Below are 17,713 nucleotides of genomic sequence, written 5' to 3' on the forward strand. Positions count from 1 at the left end.
CCTCTGAACGGCTCAAGCCAGCTTTTTTGCCGTGCTGGCTTGTTTCTTCTTGCGTTGAATGGTGGTTTTCATTTTTGGCGCAATGAGTGCGACGGCAACCAGCAATGCGGTGATCAGGTTAAGATCCGAGGCTTGCAGGCCAAACATACCGCTGCTTAATGCAAAGGCAACAGCCAGACGGTACAGAACCGAGCCAAGGATAACAGCAACCACGGCCACCCAGATTTTGCGTCCCGGGATCAGGGTCTGACCGAGGATCACGGCTGCCAGTCCGACGACAATGGTTCCGACCCCCGAGGTGACATCGGCAAAGCTATTGGTCTGGGCAAACAAGGCCCCGGAAAAACCGACCAGGCCGTTTGAAAGTGCCAGCCCAAAGTAGGTGTACAACGCAGTATTACCGCCCTGGGCACTGACCATTCGGCTGTTGACACCGGTCGCTCGCAGACCGAGCCCGAAGTCACTGGCGAGCAGACGGGTGATGAACCAGGCACTGAAGATAACAAGCAGCAGGACAACGCCGAGGCGCATGATCCCCGAATCTATGCCGAGATCCATGGCCAGCAACTCAAACGGAGTCAGGATGGTATCTTCGCCCAGCAAGGCCAGGTTTGGCCGTCCCATGATCCGAATGTTGATCGAGAAGGCGGCAATCATGGTCAGGATACTGGCGAGCAGGTGGAGAATACCGCAGCGGATCGCCAGAAAAGCTGTTACCAGCCCGCACAGGCCACCGGCAAAGATTGCCAGCAGGGTGGCAATCCACGGGTTAACACCGGCTACAATGGCGGTGGCGGCAACAGCTGCACCCATCGGGAAACTGCCGTCGACGGTAAGATCAGGAAAGTCCAGAACACGGAAAGTCAGGTAAACACCGAGGGCAACCAGGCCGTAAACCAAACCGATTTCCAGTGTGCCCAGAAAGGCAAAGAAAGACATCTAAAACACTCCTTGTCTTTGGTATAAATCAGAGGCGTAACCTGAGAGACGAGCTTCCGAAACGCTTTTCTCGTCCCTCGAGGCCAACCTTGTCTGGTGCTTATTCGGTGACAGACGTGGCACGATCAAGAACGGATGCCGGGAAAGTGATCCCCAGCTTGGCGGCAGCTTTCTGATTCAGGGCCAAATCAGAGCCTTTGGCAACTTTCACCGGAAGGTCGGCAACCTTCTTGCCTTTTAGCAGTGCATCGACATAGTCTGCTGTCTGAACTCCGACCTGATAGTAATCAAAGCCCAGCGCCGCCAGGGCACCGTTTTCGATGTACGTAGTCGAGGCACCGACAATTGGCTTGTTGGCCTGGTTGGCTGCATTGACCAGGCCGTCAATGGCACTGGCAACAGTGTTATCCGTCGGAGCATAAATGACATCGGCTTTGGAGGCGACAATCTGGGCGGCAGCCTGGACATCGGCACTTTTCAGTGCTGTGCCTTCAACAACATTCAGGCCTCTGGCATTAGCAGCTTCGCGCAGCAGTTCAACCAGGGCAACGGCATTAGCTTCGCCGGGGTTGAAAACGACCCCGATATTTTTCACGTTCGGCAGCAGCTCTTGCATGAGCTCAACATGCTGGGCAACAGGAGACAGGTCGGAAAGGCCGGTAACATTGCGGCCAGGCTTGTCCATGTTTTTAACCAGTTTGGCACCGATAGGATCGGTTACAGCGGTGAATACGACCGGAATGGAGCGTGTCGAGGCTGCCAGTGCCTGGGCAGTAGGGGTCGCAATGCCGACAAGGACATCAGGACGCTCGCCGACGAACTGCTTGGCAATCTGAACGGCAATGGCCGGATTGCCCTGAGCAGTCTGATAGGTAAATTCGAGGTTTTCCCCTTCGACATACCCTTTTTCCTTTAGACCATCCAGCAGTCCCTGTCGAGCCGCATCAAGGGCCGGGTGCTCTACAATTTGCGAGACGGCAACTTTGGCAACATCAGCCAATACGGAAGGGGATGAGATCGCGAGAGAGGCAGCAACGCAGGCTGCGGTAAGCAGTTTATTGTTTTTGATTTTCTTGAATTCCATGTCACAAGCTCCTTGCCAATAGTGATGGTCAGTATGAGGGTGACAAGTCGGCTATTGTTTACCCTCCGGAATAATGTTTTATCGCAACAGAGAAAGAAAGAACATCTATATTTTAACAATAGTGAAACAACTGGCAGGTCGGATATGCTGACTTTCGGTTCTGACATGGATAGTTGGGCTGAATGGAGGGGTGATGGCGGGTTAAATTTCGAGCGGGTAGTTAGTTGCTAGAGTTATATTCTTTATTGGTATTCATTGGTGACAAACCGATAATGCACTCTGAACGTTAGTTTCATAACGGCATGTGTTCAGCCATCAGACAGCTATCAGGCAATATGATGTCCTCTAGGAGATATTAGCTGTATCTCTCCCAAAGAACCCCACAAGCTTGGCCGCCGGTGGGGTTCTGTTCAAATGCCCTACGGGTAACACTTCAACGTCTTGTTCCTTCCGTGTATTTTGATCATGGCTGCCATCATCTTGTCATTGTCGATGTAGCTTTGCGGCAGTGCCATTACCTCTACACGAAAGTCAGGAGCCGATTCAGCCAGCGTCGAGCTGGCAGTTACCGGGGTAACCATCATGATATTCAGATCCGGATTTCGAACACGAATGCGCGACGCGGTACCGAGCCCTTCTGCCACATGAAAGCGACCGGCAACGTGGATGATCTGCCTGTTGGGGTGCAGAGCAAGATAATTCACCATACTTTCAGCCATCGTATCGTCCCAGGTTGTCTGGGCGGCAAACTGGCGCTGGGTTCTTGCCTCATCGCCGTGATGCATCGAAGCTATAAACTTTTGCTGGTAGGCGTCGTTGTCCAAAGTCAGCGATTCGGCTACCCAGCGGCGCTCGGTGGTCGGCAGTTTGTCGAGATATTCAGCCCCGTTTTTACCAATGCAGCGGACAATGGATCTGGGCGCGTTGGCCGCAATGACGTCGAGCTGCTCTTGTTTGGCAAACTCGACCAGTGGGCGGTAGTCACTGGCGTAATTTGGCCAGGCATGACCTTCCTTGATTAATGTCTGTTCTCCAATCTCCCCGGCAAGGTACTGGTTCACAACATTCTGTTTCTCCCGGGTAAACTGTTCCATTGACAGGGCCATATTTGGATTTTGACGATAGAGCTGGGCAAACAGTTGTGCCTGCATCAGATGGGTACCGGGGTGTCCGTGCCACTCGCCGACCAGAACGATATCGGCATTCTGCAAAGCCCGGGCTAGCTCGCTCATGCTTAAGGCCTGGCCTTGCGGAGAGGTGATTGTGTAATCATAGAAAGTTGCCGGAAGTGGGGCGGTATCCGGGTCTGGTTGCGTTGTGGCTGGCTGGGTCGCGCATCCCATTAGCAGGCTGACCAATCCGAGGGAGAGCCAATTTTTCATTCATTCACCACTGTGCTCTGAGAAGTTACAGGTTAAAACCGTATTGATCTGCGAAAAATACCAAGCATGAAGCGTTAGCCACAGAAGCTATTGCTGATAGCCGCTTGAGATAATCACTTGATATAACTGTAGACGGTGCGAAATGATAAGAGAGATGAAATTGGCTGGCAATGAAAATAAGAATTAATTTCAATTGATATTGAGCGTTCTATTTACCCAGTGCTCAACCCGGTCCAGGCCAGAAGCCGAGACCGGACAGATAATGTTATGCGTTGGATCTATTGTCTGCGATACACCCGAACTGAAAAGTCTGCTTCGCAGTTAAATTCGTTGGCCGAACGGAGCCGCTCCCACACTGCCTCGGAGGTTTTCCAGGCAAACGGCGTCATCTGCATCAATGCTGTCGCTTCTTCACCGGAGAGGCTCATGTCGTAATGCAGTTGCTGGTCGGCAACCAACTCGAAGCCTTCGATGCTTTCTGCTGTCATCTCATGCAGGCGTACGTCATCGTAGATGAGGGCTTTTAGCTGGTACAGGTGACGGGCCGCAGGGGTTACCGTTACCAAAATTCCGCCGGCCTTGATGGTACGGTACAGTTCTTCATCCTTGCATGGGGCATAGATCCGTACCACGCCGTCAAGCATACCGTCGGAGAACGGCAACCGGTGGCTGGAGGCGACACAGAAGCGACAGGCTTGATAACGTTTGGCCGCATAACGGACAGCGACTTTGGAGATATCCAGCCCGTGGATGCAAAGCGCCGGGTGGGCCTGTTTCAGCTGAACAAACTCAGAGGTGTAGTAACCCTCACCGCAGCCGATATCGAGCAGGTGCTGTGAATCCGCCGGCAGATATTGATCCAGTTGTTCGACCACCTTTTCACGCAACGGCTGGTAGTGGTCCGTATTGAGAAACAGACGTCGAGCCTGCATCATTTCTTTATTGTCCCCCGGATTTTTCGAGCTTTTGTGGTGGACCGGCATCAGGTTGACATAGCCTTCTTTGGCCTGATCAAACTGGTGGTTGTTTTCGCAGCGCCACGAGTTAGCCTGAAGACTGAGCGGCGAATGACAAAGTGGACATTGGTAGGACATGGTGAAAACCGGATGATATAAGACAGCGGGTATTGTAAACATCCCCTTATACAGCTGCAAGCCAGGGTAACAGGGAGGCTGGTTCTAGAGTGTGAATTGCCTGGCTTCGACCGGGAGTTCGTTGGCTTGCTGTAAATAGATAAAACCGCCCACAACTTGTGAGCGGTTTTTTATTGCTTTCATTTCCCGCCGCTTGAGGGAAAGCAGGTGAAACGGCCACCTGCCTTGTCTGTGGTTAGTGGGGTGTTCTTACCTTGTATTCCGCCTTGTCCAGAGAGTGTTTCTTCATTCTCAGATACAGTTTCTTGCGCGGGATCTGCAGGTAGCTCGAGACTTCGTTGATCCGCCCGGCAAACAGGTAAAGGGCATCCTCGATAACCTGCTTTTCGTAGCTGTCGACCAGATCATCAAGCGGACTGCTCATCTGCTCAAGCGGTTTGGTCCGTTCCTGGCCGGTAAGTTTGACAATGCCGATGGCGTAGAGCTCGGCGACATTTTTCAGCTCGAGCACATTGCCTGGCCATTCGTGGCGGTTAAGGGTGTTGATATACGCCTTGTCCACGGCCGGGACGGTTTTGTTGAGCTTCTGACAGCTTCGCTTCAGGAAATGGCGGAACAGCGGGGTGATATCACAGTTGCGCTGTTTCAGTGGCGGCAGAGTGAAGCGGACCTGGCTGAGGAAGTAGAACAGCTCTGGCAGCAGTTTGTCCTGCTCAACCTTCGCCTCCGGTGCGCCTTCAAGCACTGCCAGCACGCGGACTTCTTTTTTACCCTGGCGCTCTTGTTCCAGCAGGAAGCGACATAGCCATTGCTGGGTTTCTATTGGCATATCTTGCGGGTTGCTCAGGCACAGACTGCCGCCGCGGGCCGAAATCATGCTACGCTGCAGATCCGCAGTACAGCTGATCGCCTGGCCGATAGCATTGGCATAAGGCTGATCGCGCAATTCACTTTCCTGGTGCAGTAGCTTGGCAATGGTATGGCGCCCTGTTCCGTTCTCGCCCTCGATGAGGACGTCCTTGGTGGTGAGGGCGGTTTGGGCGATCTGTTCGCGGATTTTAATGATCAGCGGGCTTTCACCCAGCAACACCTCCGATGCCGAGTAGGTAACATTGGTGCGTTGCTCGATTTTCTGTTTTCTTATCGGTAAGTGTTTTTCCAGCAGCGTGATGAGTTCGGCGGGCTGGAGAGGCTTTTGCAAAAAGTCTAGCGCGCCTTTCTTGACCGCGTCTACGGCCATTGGAATATCCCCGTGGCCGGTGATCATGATAACCGGTAACTCGGGGTCCAGGGCTTTGACTTTGTCCAGCAGCTCCATGCCACTGAGCCCCGGCATGTACATATCGGTCACGACAACGCCAGGCCAGTTTTTATGCAGCATGGAGATTGCAGCAGTGGGATCGGTTAGGGCGTGCGCCTTATAGCCAGATACTTCAAGCAAATGTTGATAGGCATCAAGTACATCTTGGTCATCATCAATGATGACAACTTCGATATCATTATTCATTATCATAGCGGTTTAGCTCCAATACGACCATTGCACCACCTTGAAGGTTCGAGGCAAGAAAGATATCACCATCAAAGCGGGTCATAATTGAACGGCAGATACTTAGCCCGAGGCCAAGCCCGACGTCCTTTGTTGTGGTAAAAGGTGTAAATAGTTTTTCAATAATATCGGCTGCAAATCCGCCTCCGCTGTCAGTGACAGCGATACGGATACGGCTACCTATGCTGTTCAGATCGCAAATAGTTATTTCGCGTCGCTCGCTTCCTGCGACAGCATCACAGCTGTTAACCAGCAGGTTGACCAGCACCTGCTCGAGCTGCACCTGATCGGCAAGGGCATTGAGCGGGCTGTTAAGCTGGCTGGAAATGGTGGTTTTTTGCACCTTGGCCCGGCTTTCGACAATCAGCATGGCCTGATGGAAAGAGGCCTGAATATCAACTGCTGTCAGCGAGCTGTTGGCCGACTGTTTCTTAGAAAAACTGCGCAGGGTCGAGATGATCCGCCCCATGCGAGAAGTCAGGTTGTCGATTTTTTCCAGACTGGCCGGCAACTGGGTGTAGTTTTCCTTGTTGACCGCCATTTTGGTCGCAAAGACATGGGTCGAGATGGCAGACAGAGGCTGGTTGAGCTCATGGGCCAGCGAGGTCATTGTCTGGCCGACGACGGCCATTTTGGCGGCCTGAATCAAATCATCCTGGGTCGCCCGCAGATCCGCCTCGACGCGTTTTCTATCTTCGACTTCGGCTTTCAACTGGCGGTTACGGTTGGTGAGGGACTGGGTTTTTTCCCGGACCATATTTTCCAGCCAGCGGGCAGCGTTTTCCTGTTCGGTGATATCGGTCATCGTGACAATGACCTTGTCGTTGTTCCCCTGTTTGAACAGGCGAAAATCCAGCCGCAGATAGAGCTTGTTATCGCCGCTGTGGCTGTGCATCAGGGTCAGATTACAGGCCCGGTTGCTGAGCAACGGGCTGGTATTGGCAAACAGGGCCTGAAGCCGCTGCTGCATGTTATCGCTAAACAGGGTCCAGATCGTCTGTTTGACCGGTGATGCATCGTAGTTGAACAAGGCCTGAGCGCTGGGGTTGACGGATTCGACTACGCCGTCCAGGTTGCAGGTGATAATGCTGGCCTGGGTATTGTTGATCAGGTTCAGCGCATTGCTCTGCTGCATTTCCTGCATCTGGCGGCAGAAGTAGCGCAGGTTATCGCCCAGCATGCCTATTTCGTCATTGCCGGTGACCTGGATATTGGCATTGAGTCGGTTATTGGCGACAGAATACAAATCTTGCGACAGCAGGTTGAGTCGTTTGACTATACCGCGGCCGACAAGGTAGATAGAGAGGGTCACTGTCAGGAATATAGACAGCAGCACGACGCCGAACAGCACGATGTTACTGATCTTGATCGAGTGGTTTGTCTGCTCGTTGAGCTCTTTGAGGGAGGCATTCTCCTGTTCAACCATGGCCTGGATCAGTTCTTCCTGATATTCCAGCCGCGTCTGGATCTGGCCTTCATACAGCCTGATGGCGTTGTGCAGCTCGACATCAAGTCTCAACTGTTCTTCCAGCATGCCTTTCGGTTCGACGAGGGTGATCAGTTCCTGCAGCAGTTGCCGGTATGAGATGGTTGACGGGTAATGGCTCAGGTTCTGGCTCATTTTACTGATTTCTTCGGTTTTGTAGCCGATAAAGTAAAAGGCGTTGCCGAGATCCCGGTTCTTGCGCTGCTGGATGATCTCCTGCACCAGCTGGTGCAGTTCATTTTCTTTGATAGTGATTGACTGGATAAACGAAAACTCCGCCATCACGTCGGTGATCGCCTCGGTATTGATCGCGTTGGGCAGCATTCGGGTAACCTGCCACTCGACCTCCTGGCGCAGCGGTGTAAGTTCATCGACCAGATCCTGATGGAGCCACTTGATGGCATTTTCTGTCTGGGCCAGCGAGTACATGTGCGTATTGCGTCGGTATAGCAACCCGACATAGGCCGAAATATCTGTCAGTAGGGTTTCATGCTCAGCCTTGATTGCCGGGTAGAATTTCAAGTTCGCCGCTTCTTTGATAGCGGCCGATATCTGTTCTAGTTTGGTGGTGATATTTTGCTTGAGCTCGGCATGTAAAATCGGATCGGTATTATTGCTGAGCATATTGAGAGCAGCCTGAAGCCCAGCCGTATTTCTTTCCAGCTGGTAACTGACCCGCAGGGTCGGCATGTTTTTCTCGATGATGGTGTTAACCTGGGTATTCAGGTTTTCCCAGTTAACAACGGCAATCAGGCTGACACTGATGGTGAGCAGGGCCATAAAGCCGATGGCGGCGACCAGCCGATTACCAATGGTATTTCTCAGCAACATCACTTCACCTCTTTGATCGCGGCGAGGAGCTGCTCGGAGATGAGAATCGATTCCTCCAACTGTTTGCTCATCACCCGGCGCCAGTGCTTGACGCTCTTGGCGGTATGCACATCTGTCTGAGAGTGGATCAGGGCTTGGTTAAAGGCGGTGCTGTTGGCCTGCGCCTCGGTAACGGGTGGCGTTGAGGCCAGCTCGATGGCGCGCTGATATTGCTGTTGCTGTTGCTGGGTGTCGGTTAGCGACGGTTGCCGGGCTAGCTGGTGAATGTGGCGCCATGCCTGGTTGAGCAAATCCAGCTGGTGGTTGATGATTTGGTCAAACAGCAGCTTGATTAAGATGGTGCGATGCTGCATCTGTTCATAATCAATCGACAGCACGGTAAAAGGCTGACTGGGTTTTTGGTGCAGGCCATACTTGTTCAGGGAGCTGGTAGACAGGCTTTGCTGCACGTTGTCAGACAGCAGGAAACCGATGAAATCCAAACTGTGGCGAGCCTGGTGGCGGTTTTTGACCGCCGCGATATAGCTAGGTAGCCGTGGGCTTTGTTCCTGGTAGTGAAACCCGATAAATGGAAACTGTTTTTGATCCTCAAAGGCAAAGCTGTCAATAACAGGGCCAACACCGGTCAAGCCGCGAGATATGGCATCGCTGACGCCAAAACTGCGAGCCGAGACGGAAGCAAGGTTGCCGCCAATTTGGAGTAGTAACTTCCAGCCGTCTGTCCAGCCATACTGCTGCAAGATGTTTTCGACCATCAGGTGCGTGGTGCCGGATCGGCCGGGGCTGCTCATAATCAGGTGCCGGAAATATTGTGGTTCGGCCAGGTTCTCCCAGGTCTGGGGAATATCGAGCCGGTGCTTGATTAGGTAATCCTTATTCCACATTAGCCCGTAGCCTGAATAGCCGAAGACCGCGATAGAGGAGGCCGAACCAGGTAGGAAGGGGTGCCAGTCGTTATCTAGGTTCTGGTTAAGCGAGTCCAGGGGCAGCAGCCGGTTGTTCTCTATGAGCGGCATGAACAGCGTGGGAGACGATGAAATCACAATGTCGATATCATGATCATTCTTGCTCAGTAGACGGAGGCCTGATTCTTCCCGTCGGTGAAGGACTTTGATGACTGCATCCGGATACTGTTGCTGAAACTGCTGGGTGATTGGGGTGATCGATGATTCGGTAAAAGTCGTCAGAATAATCAACTGTTTCGTAGGGGCAGCAATACAGGCTGATGAAAAAGATAGCATTAATATAATAAGTCGAATCATGATCTTTACTATTTACCTTGTATTGAGAGCCCCTGTATACAAGGTTACTTCGCAGGATTGTAGTGAATTAAACGAGGCGATGAATGATTTTCTAAGATGCTATCGATTTTATAGTTATACAGGTTAACTTTCGGTCGATAGTGACTCATCTTGGTGTCAAGATTTGTTGGATGTCACATTTTATTGCTGTTATGGCAAGAGGACAAGCGGCGTTTGTGTGAGCACAGAGTGAACGTTGCTGGCTGTTGAATAGAAAGTCGGAGTTAGGTAATAGTTATGGCGAAAATAAAATTGAATCCGGCTTGGGAAATAAAAAAGCCGGGGTGTTACCCCGGCTTAGTCATTCCTAACGTTAGCGATTAGGCATTTTGAATCTGTTGGATTTCTGTCGCCGACAGGTGGTATTGGCGTGGGCAGTTACGCCATGTCTGAAGCATGCGGTGGTATTTTTCCAGCATCGGCACCTGGCTGTTGAACATGTGCTCAGACTTGTCAAATTGTGGGTACAGGCCTTCTTCGTCGGTCAGGAAACGAACGTAATGGACAAGTTGAGATTCTGTCGCGGCATCAAAGCCCAGGAATTGCAGGCGGCGTTGATCAACCTGGTTCTGGTTGTCTTCGCTGAGCATTTTGAATGATTCCTGCATCGCGTGATACATTTCCATAAAGTCAATTACGTTACGGCAGTCTTCTTCTTCCAGGCAGCCGAAGTCTTTATCCAGCTCACGCATCTGCAGACCATAGCCGCGCTCGACAATCGTTTGCAGGCGACGGTACTTTGCAGCATTCTCCGGGTTCATTTTCGACATCAGGTAATACTGGTTAGATAGAATAAGACGTTGTGCGTTGGTCATTTCCATAATGGTTGGCCTTTAATATTGTATTGAGCTGGCATTGAGATTATCAGGTTGAAGGCAAAAAAAATTGATCTGACTCCGTCTTGCCAATGATTTTTTGTTAAATAAAATTGACTGGCTAAAGCTTGTGCAATCAGGCTTGAGGTCGAGATTTAACAATTTTTTAGCCCTCATTTTTACAAGGTTATTGATAAGCTATCCTGTTGATATAACTTTAGCTTAATTGGCTTAGAAGGTGCTGCAAGGATGACGATGCTACAGTGGATTGGCTATCTGATTTGGCTGCTGATTTTGGTGGTGAGTTTTCCTCGGGAATTCTGGCCCAAGTTGCGAGCAGAGAAAGATTATCAGCACCTGGTACTGGCAACGATAGTGGGCTTGTTTCTGTTATGGAGTCTCAGGGCGGGAATTGCCGAGGGGCTGCAAGTGCATTTTCTCGCCTTGACAGTTTTGGTGTTGTCGCACGGTTGGCAGATTGCCGGGCTGATAGGTTCTGTAGTGACTTTATTGCTGGTCGCTGTGGGAGTGGTCGAGTGGCCCGATGCCGGCTTATATGCGCTAACCGGAGTGATGCTGCCAGCCATATTCAGTTTCGGGGTTTTCCTGTTTAGCTACCGCTATATGGCAAGGCATCTGTTTATCTATATATTCATTGCCGCTTTTTTTAACGGCGCATTGACCATGGTCGCTCATTTGCTGCTGACTAGCGGCTGGATATATTTTGATTATGGCTATTCGTGGGACTATATCGTCGATAATTATTTGGTGCTGCTTCCGTTGCTGCTGTTCCCCGAAGCCCTGATAAACGGTATGGCTATTACGCTGTTGGTTGTCTATAAGCCGGAATGGGTGAGAACTTTTGCTGATCGTGACTATATTTACCCCTCCAATAAGAAAGATAAATAAGTTGTATGGAATAAAAAAACGCCAGACGATGTGCTGGCGTTCTTTTTGCGTTTAACCGTTAGTTTGATAACCGGTGAGCGGCTTAGCTCAATCCGACGATATTGCCGTCGTCATCAATGTCCAATGCCATGTAGGCCGGTTTTTCAGGCAGCCCCGGCATCGTCATAACATTGCCGCACAGCGCATAGACAAAGCCGGCTCCGGCACATAAGCGCAGTTCGCGGATCGGAACAATGAAGTCTGATGGTGCGCCTTTCTGGCTCGGGTCATGGGTGATCGAGAGTGGCGTCTTGGCCATACAGACCGCGAGGTTGTCGTGACCTTGCCGCTTCAGTTCGGCCAGCTGCTGTTTGGCCAGCGGTGACAGTTCGACGCCGCGGCCGCCATAGCCAACCTCGGCAACGGTCATCAGCTTTTCTTCCAGGGTTTGATCTAGTGAATACAGCGGCTTGAACTGTGCCGGCGTCTGGCAGGCATTGACAACGGCTTGCGCCAGTTCGGTAGCCCCTTCGCCGCCTTTGCCGAAGGCTTCGCTGATCGCGACATCGACATAACTTCCGAAATTTTCCTCGCGGATCCAGGTCTTGAGCAAGTTAAGCTCGGCATCGGTGTCTTGCGGGAAGCGGTTTATTGCCACCACCACCGGAATGCCGTATTTCGCTGCATTGCGAATATGCCATTTCAGGTTTTCAAAGCCCCCCAGTAGGGTTTTTTCATCCGGGGAGAAAATTGCCTCTGGCAGTGCCTGGCCTGGTCGTAAATCATAACAGCCGGAGTTGGCTTTCAGGCCTCGTAAGGTGGCGACGACAACCGCACAGTCAGGACCGCGTTCTGCTTGCTGAGCTTTGATGTTACAGGCTTTCTCAAAGCCCATGTCCGAGCCGAAGCCACCCTCGGTGATGGTGTAATCACTGAGTTTTAACGCAATGCGATCGGCAATGATCGACGAGTTGCCGTGGGCGATGTTGGCAAACGGCCCGGCATGGATCAGCGTGGGAACACCTTCCAGTGTCTGCATCAGGGTCGGTTCGATAGCCTCGCACATGGTCACGGCCATTGCGCCTGCAACCTGGAGATCTTCGGCCGTTACCGGCTGGCCGTCGATGTTGTAGGCTAATACCAGTCGACCAAGACGCTGGCGCATGTCAGCCAGATCTTTGGACAGGGCCAAGATAGCCATCAGCTCAGAAGCAGCAGAAATATCGAAGCCGTCGTCACGGGCGATCCCGTTGATGGTTTTGCCCGGCTCGTTGTTGCCGACAGTGATCATCCGCAGGGCACGGTCGTTGTGATCCATCACCCGCTTCCAGCAGATGCGATCGATATCGATTCTAAGCGGGGTCAGGCCGGTCTTTTCGGCAAATGCCTCGTAGCCATGGCGCTCTTCGTGGTATAGCCGGGCATCCAGTGCGGCAGCTGCCAGGTTATGCGCAGCCGTCACGGCGTGGATGTCACCGGTGAGATGCAGGTTGAGTTTTTCCATCGGGGCCACCTGACTGTAGCCGCCGCCGGCAGCGCCGCCCTTGACGCCAAAAACAGGGCCCATCGAGGGTTGGCGAATACAGGCCATCACGCGTTGGTTTATTTGGGCCAGTCCCTGTGCCAGGCCGATGGTAGTGACGGTCTTGCCTTCGCCCAGTGGCGTCGGGGTGATGGCGGTAACCAGTACCAGTTTGCCTTCTTTGTTGTTATTCAGGCGCTTAAGGATCGAGGGTTTTACTTTTGCTTTTAGCGTACCCTGTGGGGTTAGATCATCCGGCAAAATGCCAGCGTGTTGAGCGATGTGATCAATTGGAGTGAGTGTTGTTTCACGGCAAATTTGAATATCACTTTTCATGGGGGCCATAACCTCGCATCGGTAGCAATAAAGATATACTGCATAGAGCTGCATTTGCAGGTCGCGCAATCGTTTGCGTTTGGTTTATACCATAATTTTATCACGTGTATGTAGAAAAAATCCGATATAAGTGTGGTTAATTTGCTGTAGATCAGAGGTGAAATAATGGCTTGGGTATAATAACCTGCCGACCATGTCGGCAGGTTATTATTGGATTATGCTATTTCGGCTTTCTTCTGGTCATCCTTGATTCCAGCAACAGAAACCAGGTTGCCGTAGACCGGGCGAACGGCCTTGATAATGTCGTTTCGGCTGATGATACCGACAAGCTGATCATCCTTGACGACCGGGTAGCAGTGTGGGCGGTTAACAACCATGGTGCGGGCACGTTCATTCAGAGACAAGGTGGTTAGCTGGGTAGCAATGCCGCCGCTGCTGACTGGGTATAGGATATTCTTGTCGATACACATGTACTCGGCCACTTCCAGAATTGAGTTCTCAGGGCTGACAGTCTGGATCTCGTGGCGCATCAGGTCCTGAACTTTGTCTTCGGCTTCCGGCATGTAGTCATTGCACCAAAGGTCTACCAGAGTGTCGTGGATAGAGAAGAAGCCAACCAGACGTTGATCGCTGGAAAGCACCGGTGCACCGGACAGGCCCTCCTTGATCAGGATATCGAGTGCTTCTGCGACAGGCATGCCTGGTAGAAGGGTCGTGGTAGCCGGGCGCATATGGTCGTTTACTAGTAGATTTTCCTGAAGCATGGTGTTGTCCTTAGTTAAAGCGGTCGTATTTGAGAAGTCGGGTTTAATAATGGTTGCTGTGGCATGGTGTTCTTTCGGCGAACTGAAAATTGCCCAGTAGCTCAGGCCGACCAGTACCCCGCCGCCAACGATATTGCCCAGCGTGACGGGAATGAGATTGGCAAAGATAAAGTTATGGATGTTCAGATCGGCATACTGCTCTGGTGATACACCCAGACCAAGCCAGAACGATTCCGGTGCGATGTTCTGGATGGTGATACCCAGAGGCACCATAAACATGTTGGCGACACTGTGCTCAAAGCCGGTACTGACGAACATAGCCACGGGCAGTACCATCATCGCCATCTTGGTCATCATGTTGTTTGAACAAAATGTCATCCAAATAGCCAAACAAACCAGTAAGTTACATAGAATCCCCAGAGCAAAGGCTTCCATCGGCTGATGGTGCAGCTTGTGCTGGGCGATGTTGAGGGCATTGAGTCCCCACTGACCGCCGTCTAGCTGATACAGGCTAGCCATCGACACCAGTGCCAGCAGCATCATCGCGCCGAGGAAGTTGCCGAAGTAAACTTTCAGCCAAGTGGTGAGCATCTTGCCTGAGGTGATGTGTTTGTTGGCTCGGGCGATAGAGGACAGCACGGTACTGGTAAAGAGTTCACCACCGCAAATCACCACAAGGATCAGTCCGAGGCTAAACGCCAGGCCACCAAATAAGCGGTTGATCCCCCAGCTCATATTGCTGCCACCAGTGGTGACGGTGATGTAAAAGACAAACGCCAGTCCGATAAATACGCCCGCCGTAATTGCCAGTGCGATGGTGGTACGGGTTGGCTTGGATGCCTTCCCGACCGCGTATTTTTCTGCCTGCTTCATCATCTCTTTGGGAGTGAAGTTACTGTTGTTGGATGCCATTGCCGTGGCCATTTCAAGCGTCTCCTGTGTGTAGTCCGGTATGCCGGCCGGTTGTTGTGATTACATAGGGGGTAGATAACGTCACATTTCCTCCTGTCGTGACTGGTAACTGGCATTCAGCATACGGTTGGAAAAATGGTTGAGTAAAATTGATAATTTCTTTAACCCTAATCACTAAAGTTGATATTCTTGGCGATAGAAAACAAATTGCATTTATCGGGGAGAGTTTTAATGCGTTATTCACTGAAGCAACTTTCGGTGTTTGAGGAGGTAGCGAGCACACGCAGTGTCAGCAAAGCCGCGGAAAACCTGGCTTTGACGCAGTCTGCAGCGAGCATGGCGTTGTCCCAGCTCGAGAAGCTGCTGGGGCGTCCGTTGTTTGAGCGGCAGGGGAAGCAAATGGCACTGACCTACTGGGGGGCATGGCTCCGCCCCAGAGCCAAGCAGCTATTGTTTGATGCCCAGCAGATAGAACTGGGGTTTTATGATCAGCATCTTGTCAGTGGCGAAATCAGCCTGGCTGCCAGTCAGACGGCGGCTGAACACCTTTTGCCAGAGCTTATCAGTATTATTGATAAAGATTTTCCAGAGTTACGCATTCAGCTTATCGTGAAGAATGCCCAGAAAGTCATCGATAGAGTGAGGAACTACGAGTGCGAGCTGGGGATCATCGAGGGACGTTGTGATGACAGCCGGTTGGATCAGGAAGTATGGTGCCACGACCATCTGGTGATTATTGCTTCCAAGCATCACCCCTACGCCAAACTTGATACGGTGAGCTTTGCGCAGCTAGAGCAGGCTAAGTGGGTCCTTCGCGAGCAGGGAGCCGGTACTCGGCAAAGTTTTGAAAGTGCGCTGCACGGGGTGATTGAAGATTTGGATGTCTGGCGGGAGTATGAACAGATCCCGGTTCTTCGTGCTCTGGTTACCAATGGGCCTTACCTTAGCTGTCTACCTTATCTGGATGTAGTGAAATATATCGATCGCGGTGAGCTGGTGGCCTTGAATGTTCCTGAACTGAATATGAAGCGAACGCTATCTTTTATCTGGCGTGCCGATGCGATAGAAAACCCGCTTCGCGACTGTATTCGCCGCGAAGCCATCCGGATGATAAAAGACCGAAAAATGGAGATGTAAGATATATAAGTGAATTTGATGATGCCAAGAAGCTAAAGTTATAGGTGGTTGAGTGCATATCGGTTTGTCAATTGATTAAAGTGGGTACAATTATTGGTTTTAATTTGGCGTTATTGCTGATTTTTTCGGCTGATTACTACAGTTTAGCTGTTGTGATGCCTCAACAGCAGTATTCGCAGTTAAGGATCTTGTTAGTTTTCATATCAATATTTATGATTATTATGGGCAGTATTTGTTATATGCTATTTGGTGCTTATGTTGATATTGAGGGAATAGATCTTTATTGCATTTGTTTTCATCCTTATGATCTATAAACAAAAAATTGATATCCCAGAGTTGTTTCTCAATTGACTCTCAATAGGGGCTGACAAGATCAGGCTAGATATTGCATGAGTTATTCGTGGCTTTATCATATTCATCTCTCACAAGGCTTGTCATTAGTCTTTCTGATGACAGGCATACCCACTTGAACAATGGCAATTTGAGACAGAATAAGCCAAACCGGCCTCTTGTGCGGCTGTAAAAAGAGGTTGCTCCCAAAGCCTGAAAAAAAGTGAGATACATCTATTTGATTTCATTTAGCGCATCAATAACTGGTTAAATTTTGAGCTGCTAGTCTCTGGACAAGGTGGTGATTATCTTTAAAATCCGGCCTTAGTTGATATTGCTAGGGACGAGAAAATGATCATCAAAGGAAAGCCGGTAAGGGATATGTCCCTTAAGCTTAATACCTTGTTTCGCGGATTAGGCTGCCTGTTGCTTCTGCTTTTTTTAGTTAATTTACATTCACTTACAGATACTATTTCCAACTCGGCCCAGTCGCTTCAAAAGCTGACGGCGGCGATGGGGCCAGGTAGCAAGGTCTCGCCTGTGGCAGAGCCTGCTATATTAGAAACAGCGCTGGCTGATCAAGCACCGGTCGAAGAGAAAGCCGCAACTTTCGAAGACGAAGTAGTCGAGCTGAGACAGGCCGCGCTGGTACGCTTTGCCAACAAGTTTAATTTTCCCAACTCCGTTGAGTTTTATAGTCTGGCCAGCCGTGAAAACTGGATGTTTAGCCCGGCGACAGTAAAGAATAAAGACAACGTCCTTAATTTAACGACATGTGGCTATTATGCGGCGAAAAATGCCATGGGCCTTGCCCGTGAGAGAGAGCCATTCATCATTGACCTGGTTTACGACTTTTTAAATCAGAGATATAGCGTTCATGGTTATTTCAAGGATGACAGAGCCAACTACCATCAATTTAACGGAACCAAAAAGCCGGTTGAACTGAGCCGCAACCGCTTCAAAAATAAGTGGGATGTTACCTGTAAACCGTTAAAGGTCGAGAAGTTTGACGATATTCTTTCGGTTGCTACTCTTGGGCGCTTTGAGCCTGACGCAGAAATGGCATTTAAACGGCAGCTAAATGCGTTTGGCGCTAATGTAAAAAGCGAAATCGAAACTTGTATTACAGATAAAATGCTTATTGCTTCAGTCCCTAAGCTTGCGACGCGTAAGGATCTTTGCCTGGCCAATGCACAATGTACGATCTTAGATGGTGGTGTCGGCGGTAAATGTGACGTTGTGAAGAAGGCGTGTTCAAGTGACGCGGCATCACAGCTTTGCCAGCCAACTGGCGAGGCTATCACGGGCAAGACTACCGACAACGACCAAGCTGCCAGTTAGTTACT

General features: G+C 50.8%; 13 protein-coding genes. 3 read left to right on the forward strand and 10 right to left on the reverse strand.

All coding sequences use genetic code 11. The features are described from left to right. Positions 1–12: 12 nt before the first annotated feature. The 8 genes from EIZ48_RS15520 to EIZ48_RS15555 form a co-directional block, all read right to left on the reverse strand. On the reverse strand, positions 13–939 hold the full coding sequence (locus EIZ48_RS15520; protein WP_160653170.1) for an ABC transporter permease: 927 nt from the start codon (positions 937–939) through the stop codon (positions 13–15). Between the two features lie 100 nt (positions 940–1,039). After that, positions 1,040–2,023, reverse strand: a complete 984-nt coding sequence (locus tag EIZ48_RS15525; RefSeq protein ID WP_192928589.1) for an ABC transporter substrate-binding protein — start codon at positions 2,021–2,023, stop codon at positions 1,040–1,042. A 419-nt stretch (positions 2,024–2,442) separates the two neighbouring features. Beyond that, the gene (locus tag EIZ48_RS15530; protein ID WP_160653172.1) at positions 2,443–3,405 is read right to left on the reverse strand and encodes a ChaN family lipoprotein; all 963 of its coding nucleotides are present in this window, start codon (positions 3,403–3,405) and stop codon (positions 2,443–2,445) included. Between the two features lie 278 nt (positions 3,406–3,683). Next, the gene (gene rlmA, locus EIZ48_RS15535) at positions 3,684–4,499 is read right to left on the reverse strand and encodes a 23S rRNA (guanine(745)-N(1))-methyltransferase (protein ID WP_160653175.1); all 816 of its coding nucleotides are present in this window, start codon (positions 4,497–4,499) and stop codon (positions 3,684–3,686) included. A gap of 235 nt (positions 4,500–4,734) precedes the next feature. Continuing rightward, complete coding sequence (locus EIZ48_RS15540) at positions 4,735–6,012, reverse strand: sigma-54-dependent transcriptional regulator (protein ID WP_160653177.1); 1,278 nt, start codon at positions 6,010–6,012, stop codon at positions 4,735–4,737. After that, the gene (locus EIZ48_RS15545; protein ID WP_160653180.1) at positions 5,999–8,362 is read right to left on the reverse strand and encodes an ATP-binding protein; all 2,364 of its coding nucleotides are present in this window, start codon (positions 8,360–8,362) and stop codon (positions 5,999–6,001) included. Before EIZ48_RS15545 ends, EIZ48_RS15540 begins: the two co-directional genes overlap by 14 nt. Next, positions 8,362–9,624: an ABC transporter substrate-binding protein gene (locus EIZ48_RS15550; protein ID WP_160653183.1), complete on the reverse strand. Its 1,263-nt coding sequence runs from the start codon at positions 9,622–9,624 to the stop codon at positions 8,362–8,364. Before EIZ48_RS15550 ends, EIZ48_RS15545 begins: the two co-directional genes overlap by 1 nt. A gap of 359 nt (positions 9,625–9,983) precedes the next feature. Then, on the reverse strand, positions 9,984–10,484 hold the full coding sequence (locus EIZ48_RS15555; protein ID WP_075763188.1) for a YfbU family protein: 501 nt from the start codon (positions 10,482–10,484) through the stop codon (positions 9,984–9,986). Between the two features lie 243 nt (positions 10,485–10,727). Here EIZ48_RS15555 and EIZ48_RS15560 point away from each other — a divergent pair, with 243 nt between their 5' ends. Beyond that, a complete protein-coding gene (locus EIZ48_RS15560) occupies positions 10,728–11,387 on the forward strand; it encodes an energy-coupling factor ABC transporter permease (RefSeq protein WP_160653186.1) in 660 nt (219 codons plus the stop codon). An 82-nt stretch (positions 11,388–11,469) separates the two neighbouring features. On the opposite strand, the gene EIZ48_RS15565 is transcribed toward EIZ48_RS15560, so the two are convergent. Beyond that, entirely contained in the window at positions 11,470–13,224 is a 1,755-nt protein-coding gene (locus EIZ48_RS15565) for a formate--tetrahydrofolate ligase (protein WP_160653189.1), read from the reverse strand. A gap of 215 nt (positions 13,225–13,439) precedes the next feature. Further along, on the reverse strand, positions 13,440–14,912 hold the full coding sequence (gene focA / locus EIZ48_RS15570) for a formate transporter FocA (RefSeq protein ID WP_160653192.1): 1,473 nt from the start codon (positions 14,910–14,912) through the stop codon (positions 13,440–13,442). Positions 14,913–15,131: 219 nt separating this feature from the next. Between focA and EIZ48_RS15575 the strand changes: the two genes are divergently transcribed. Both EIZ48_RS15575 and EIZ48_RS15580 read left to right on the forward strand, forming a co-directional pair. Next, positions 15,132–16,037, forward strand: coding sequence for a LysR family transcriptional regulator (locus EIZ48_RS15575; protein WP_160653195.1), 906 nt, complete (start codon positions 15,132–15,134; stop codon positions 16,035–16,037). A gap of 681 nt (positions 16,038–16,718) precedes the next feature. After that, positions 16,719–17,708, forward strand: a complete 990-nt coding sequence (locus tag EIZ48_RS15580) for a hypothetical protein (RefSeq protein ID WP_160653197.1) — start codon at positions 16,719–16,721, stop codon at positions 17,706–17,708. The last annotated feature ends 5 nt before the right edge of the window (positions 17,709–17,713 follow it).

The organism is Photobacterium alginatilyticum, from assembly GCF_009910675.1.
Classification (GTDB): domain Bacteria; phylum Pseudomonadota; class Gammaproteobacteria; order Enterobacterales; family Vibrionaceae; genus Photobacterium; species Photobacterium alginatilyticum.

What these genes read in the sequence shown, in the direction of transcription:
- EIZ48_RS15520 (WP_160653170.1), bottom strand. Translation starts at nt 939, where the DNA reads ATGTCTTTCTTTGCCTTTCTGGGCACACTGGAAATCGGTTTGGTTTAC.
- EIZ48_RS15525 (WP_192928589.1), bottom strand. Translation starts at nt 2,023, where the DNA reads ATGGAATTCAAGAAAATCAAAAACAATAAACTGCTTACCGCAGCCTGC.
- EIZ48_RS15530 (WP_160653172.1), bottom strand. Translation starts at nt 3,405, where the DNA reads ATGAAAAATTGGCTCTCCCTCGGATTGGTCAGCCTGCTAATGGGATGC.
- rlmA (WP_160653175.1), bottom strand. Translation starts at nt 4,499, where the DNA reads ATGTCCTACCAATGTCCACTTTGTCATTCGCCGCTCAGTCTTCAGGCT.
- EIZ48_RS15540 (WP_160653177.1), bottom strand. Translation starts at nt 6,012, where the DNA reads ATGATAATGAATAATGATATCGAAGTTGTCATCATTGATGATGACCAA.
- EIZ48_RS15545 (WP_160653180.1), bottom strand. Translation starts at nt 8,362, where the DNA reads ATGTTGCTGAGAAATACCATTGGTAATCGGCTGGTCGCCGCCATCGGC.
- EIZ48_RS15550 (WP_160653183.1), bottom strand. Translation starts at nt 9,624, where the DNA reads ATGATTCGACTTATTATATTAATGCTATCTTTTTCATCAGCCTGTATT.
- EIZ48_RS15555 (WP_075763188.1), bottom strand. Translation starts at nt 10,484, where the DNA reads ATGGAAATGACCAACGCACAACGTCTTATTCTATCTAACCAGTATTAC.
- EIZ48_RS15560 (WP_160653186.1), top strand. Translation starts at nt 10,728, where the DNA reads ATGACGATGCTACAGTGGATTGGCTATCTGATTTGGCTGCTGATTTTG.
- EIZ48_RS15565 (WP_160653189.1), bottom strand. Translation starts at nt 13,224, where the DNA reads ATGAAAAGTGATATTCAAATTTGCCGTGAAACAACACTCACTCCAATT.
- focA (WP_160653192.1), bottom strand. Translation starts at nt 14,912, where the DNA reads ATGGCCACGGCAATGGCATCCAACAACAGTAACTTCACTCCCAAAGAG.
- EIZ48_RS15575 (WP_160653195.1), top strand. Translation starts at nt 15,132, where the DNA reads ATGCGTTATTCACTGAAGCAACTTTCGGTGTTTGAGGAGGTAGCGAGC.
- EIZ48_RS15580 (WP_160653197.1), top strand. Translation starts at nt 16,719, where the DNA reads ATGATCATCAAAGGAAAGCCGGTAAGGGATATGTCCCTTAAGCTTAAT.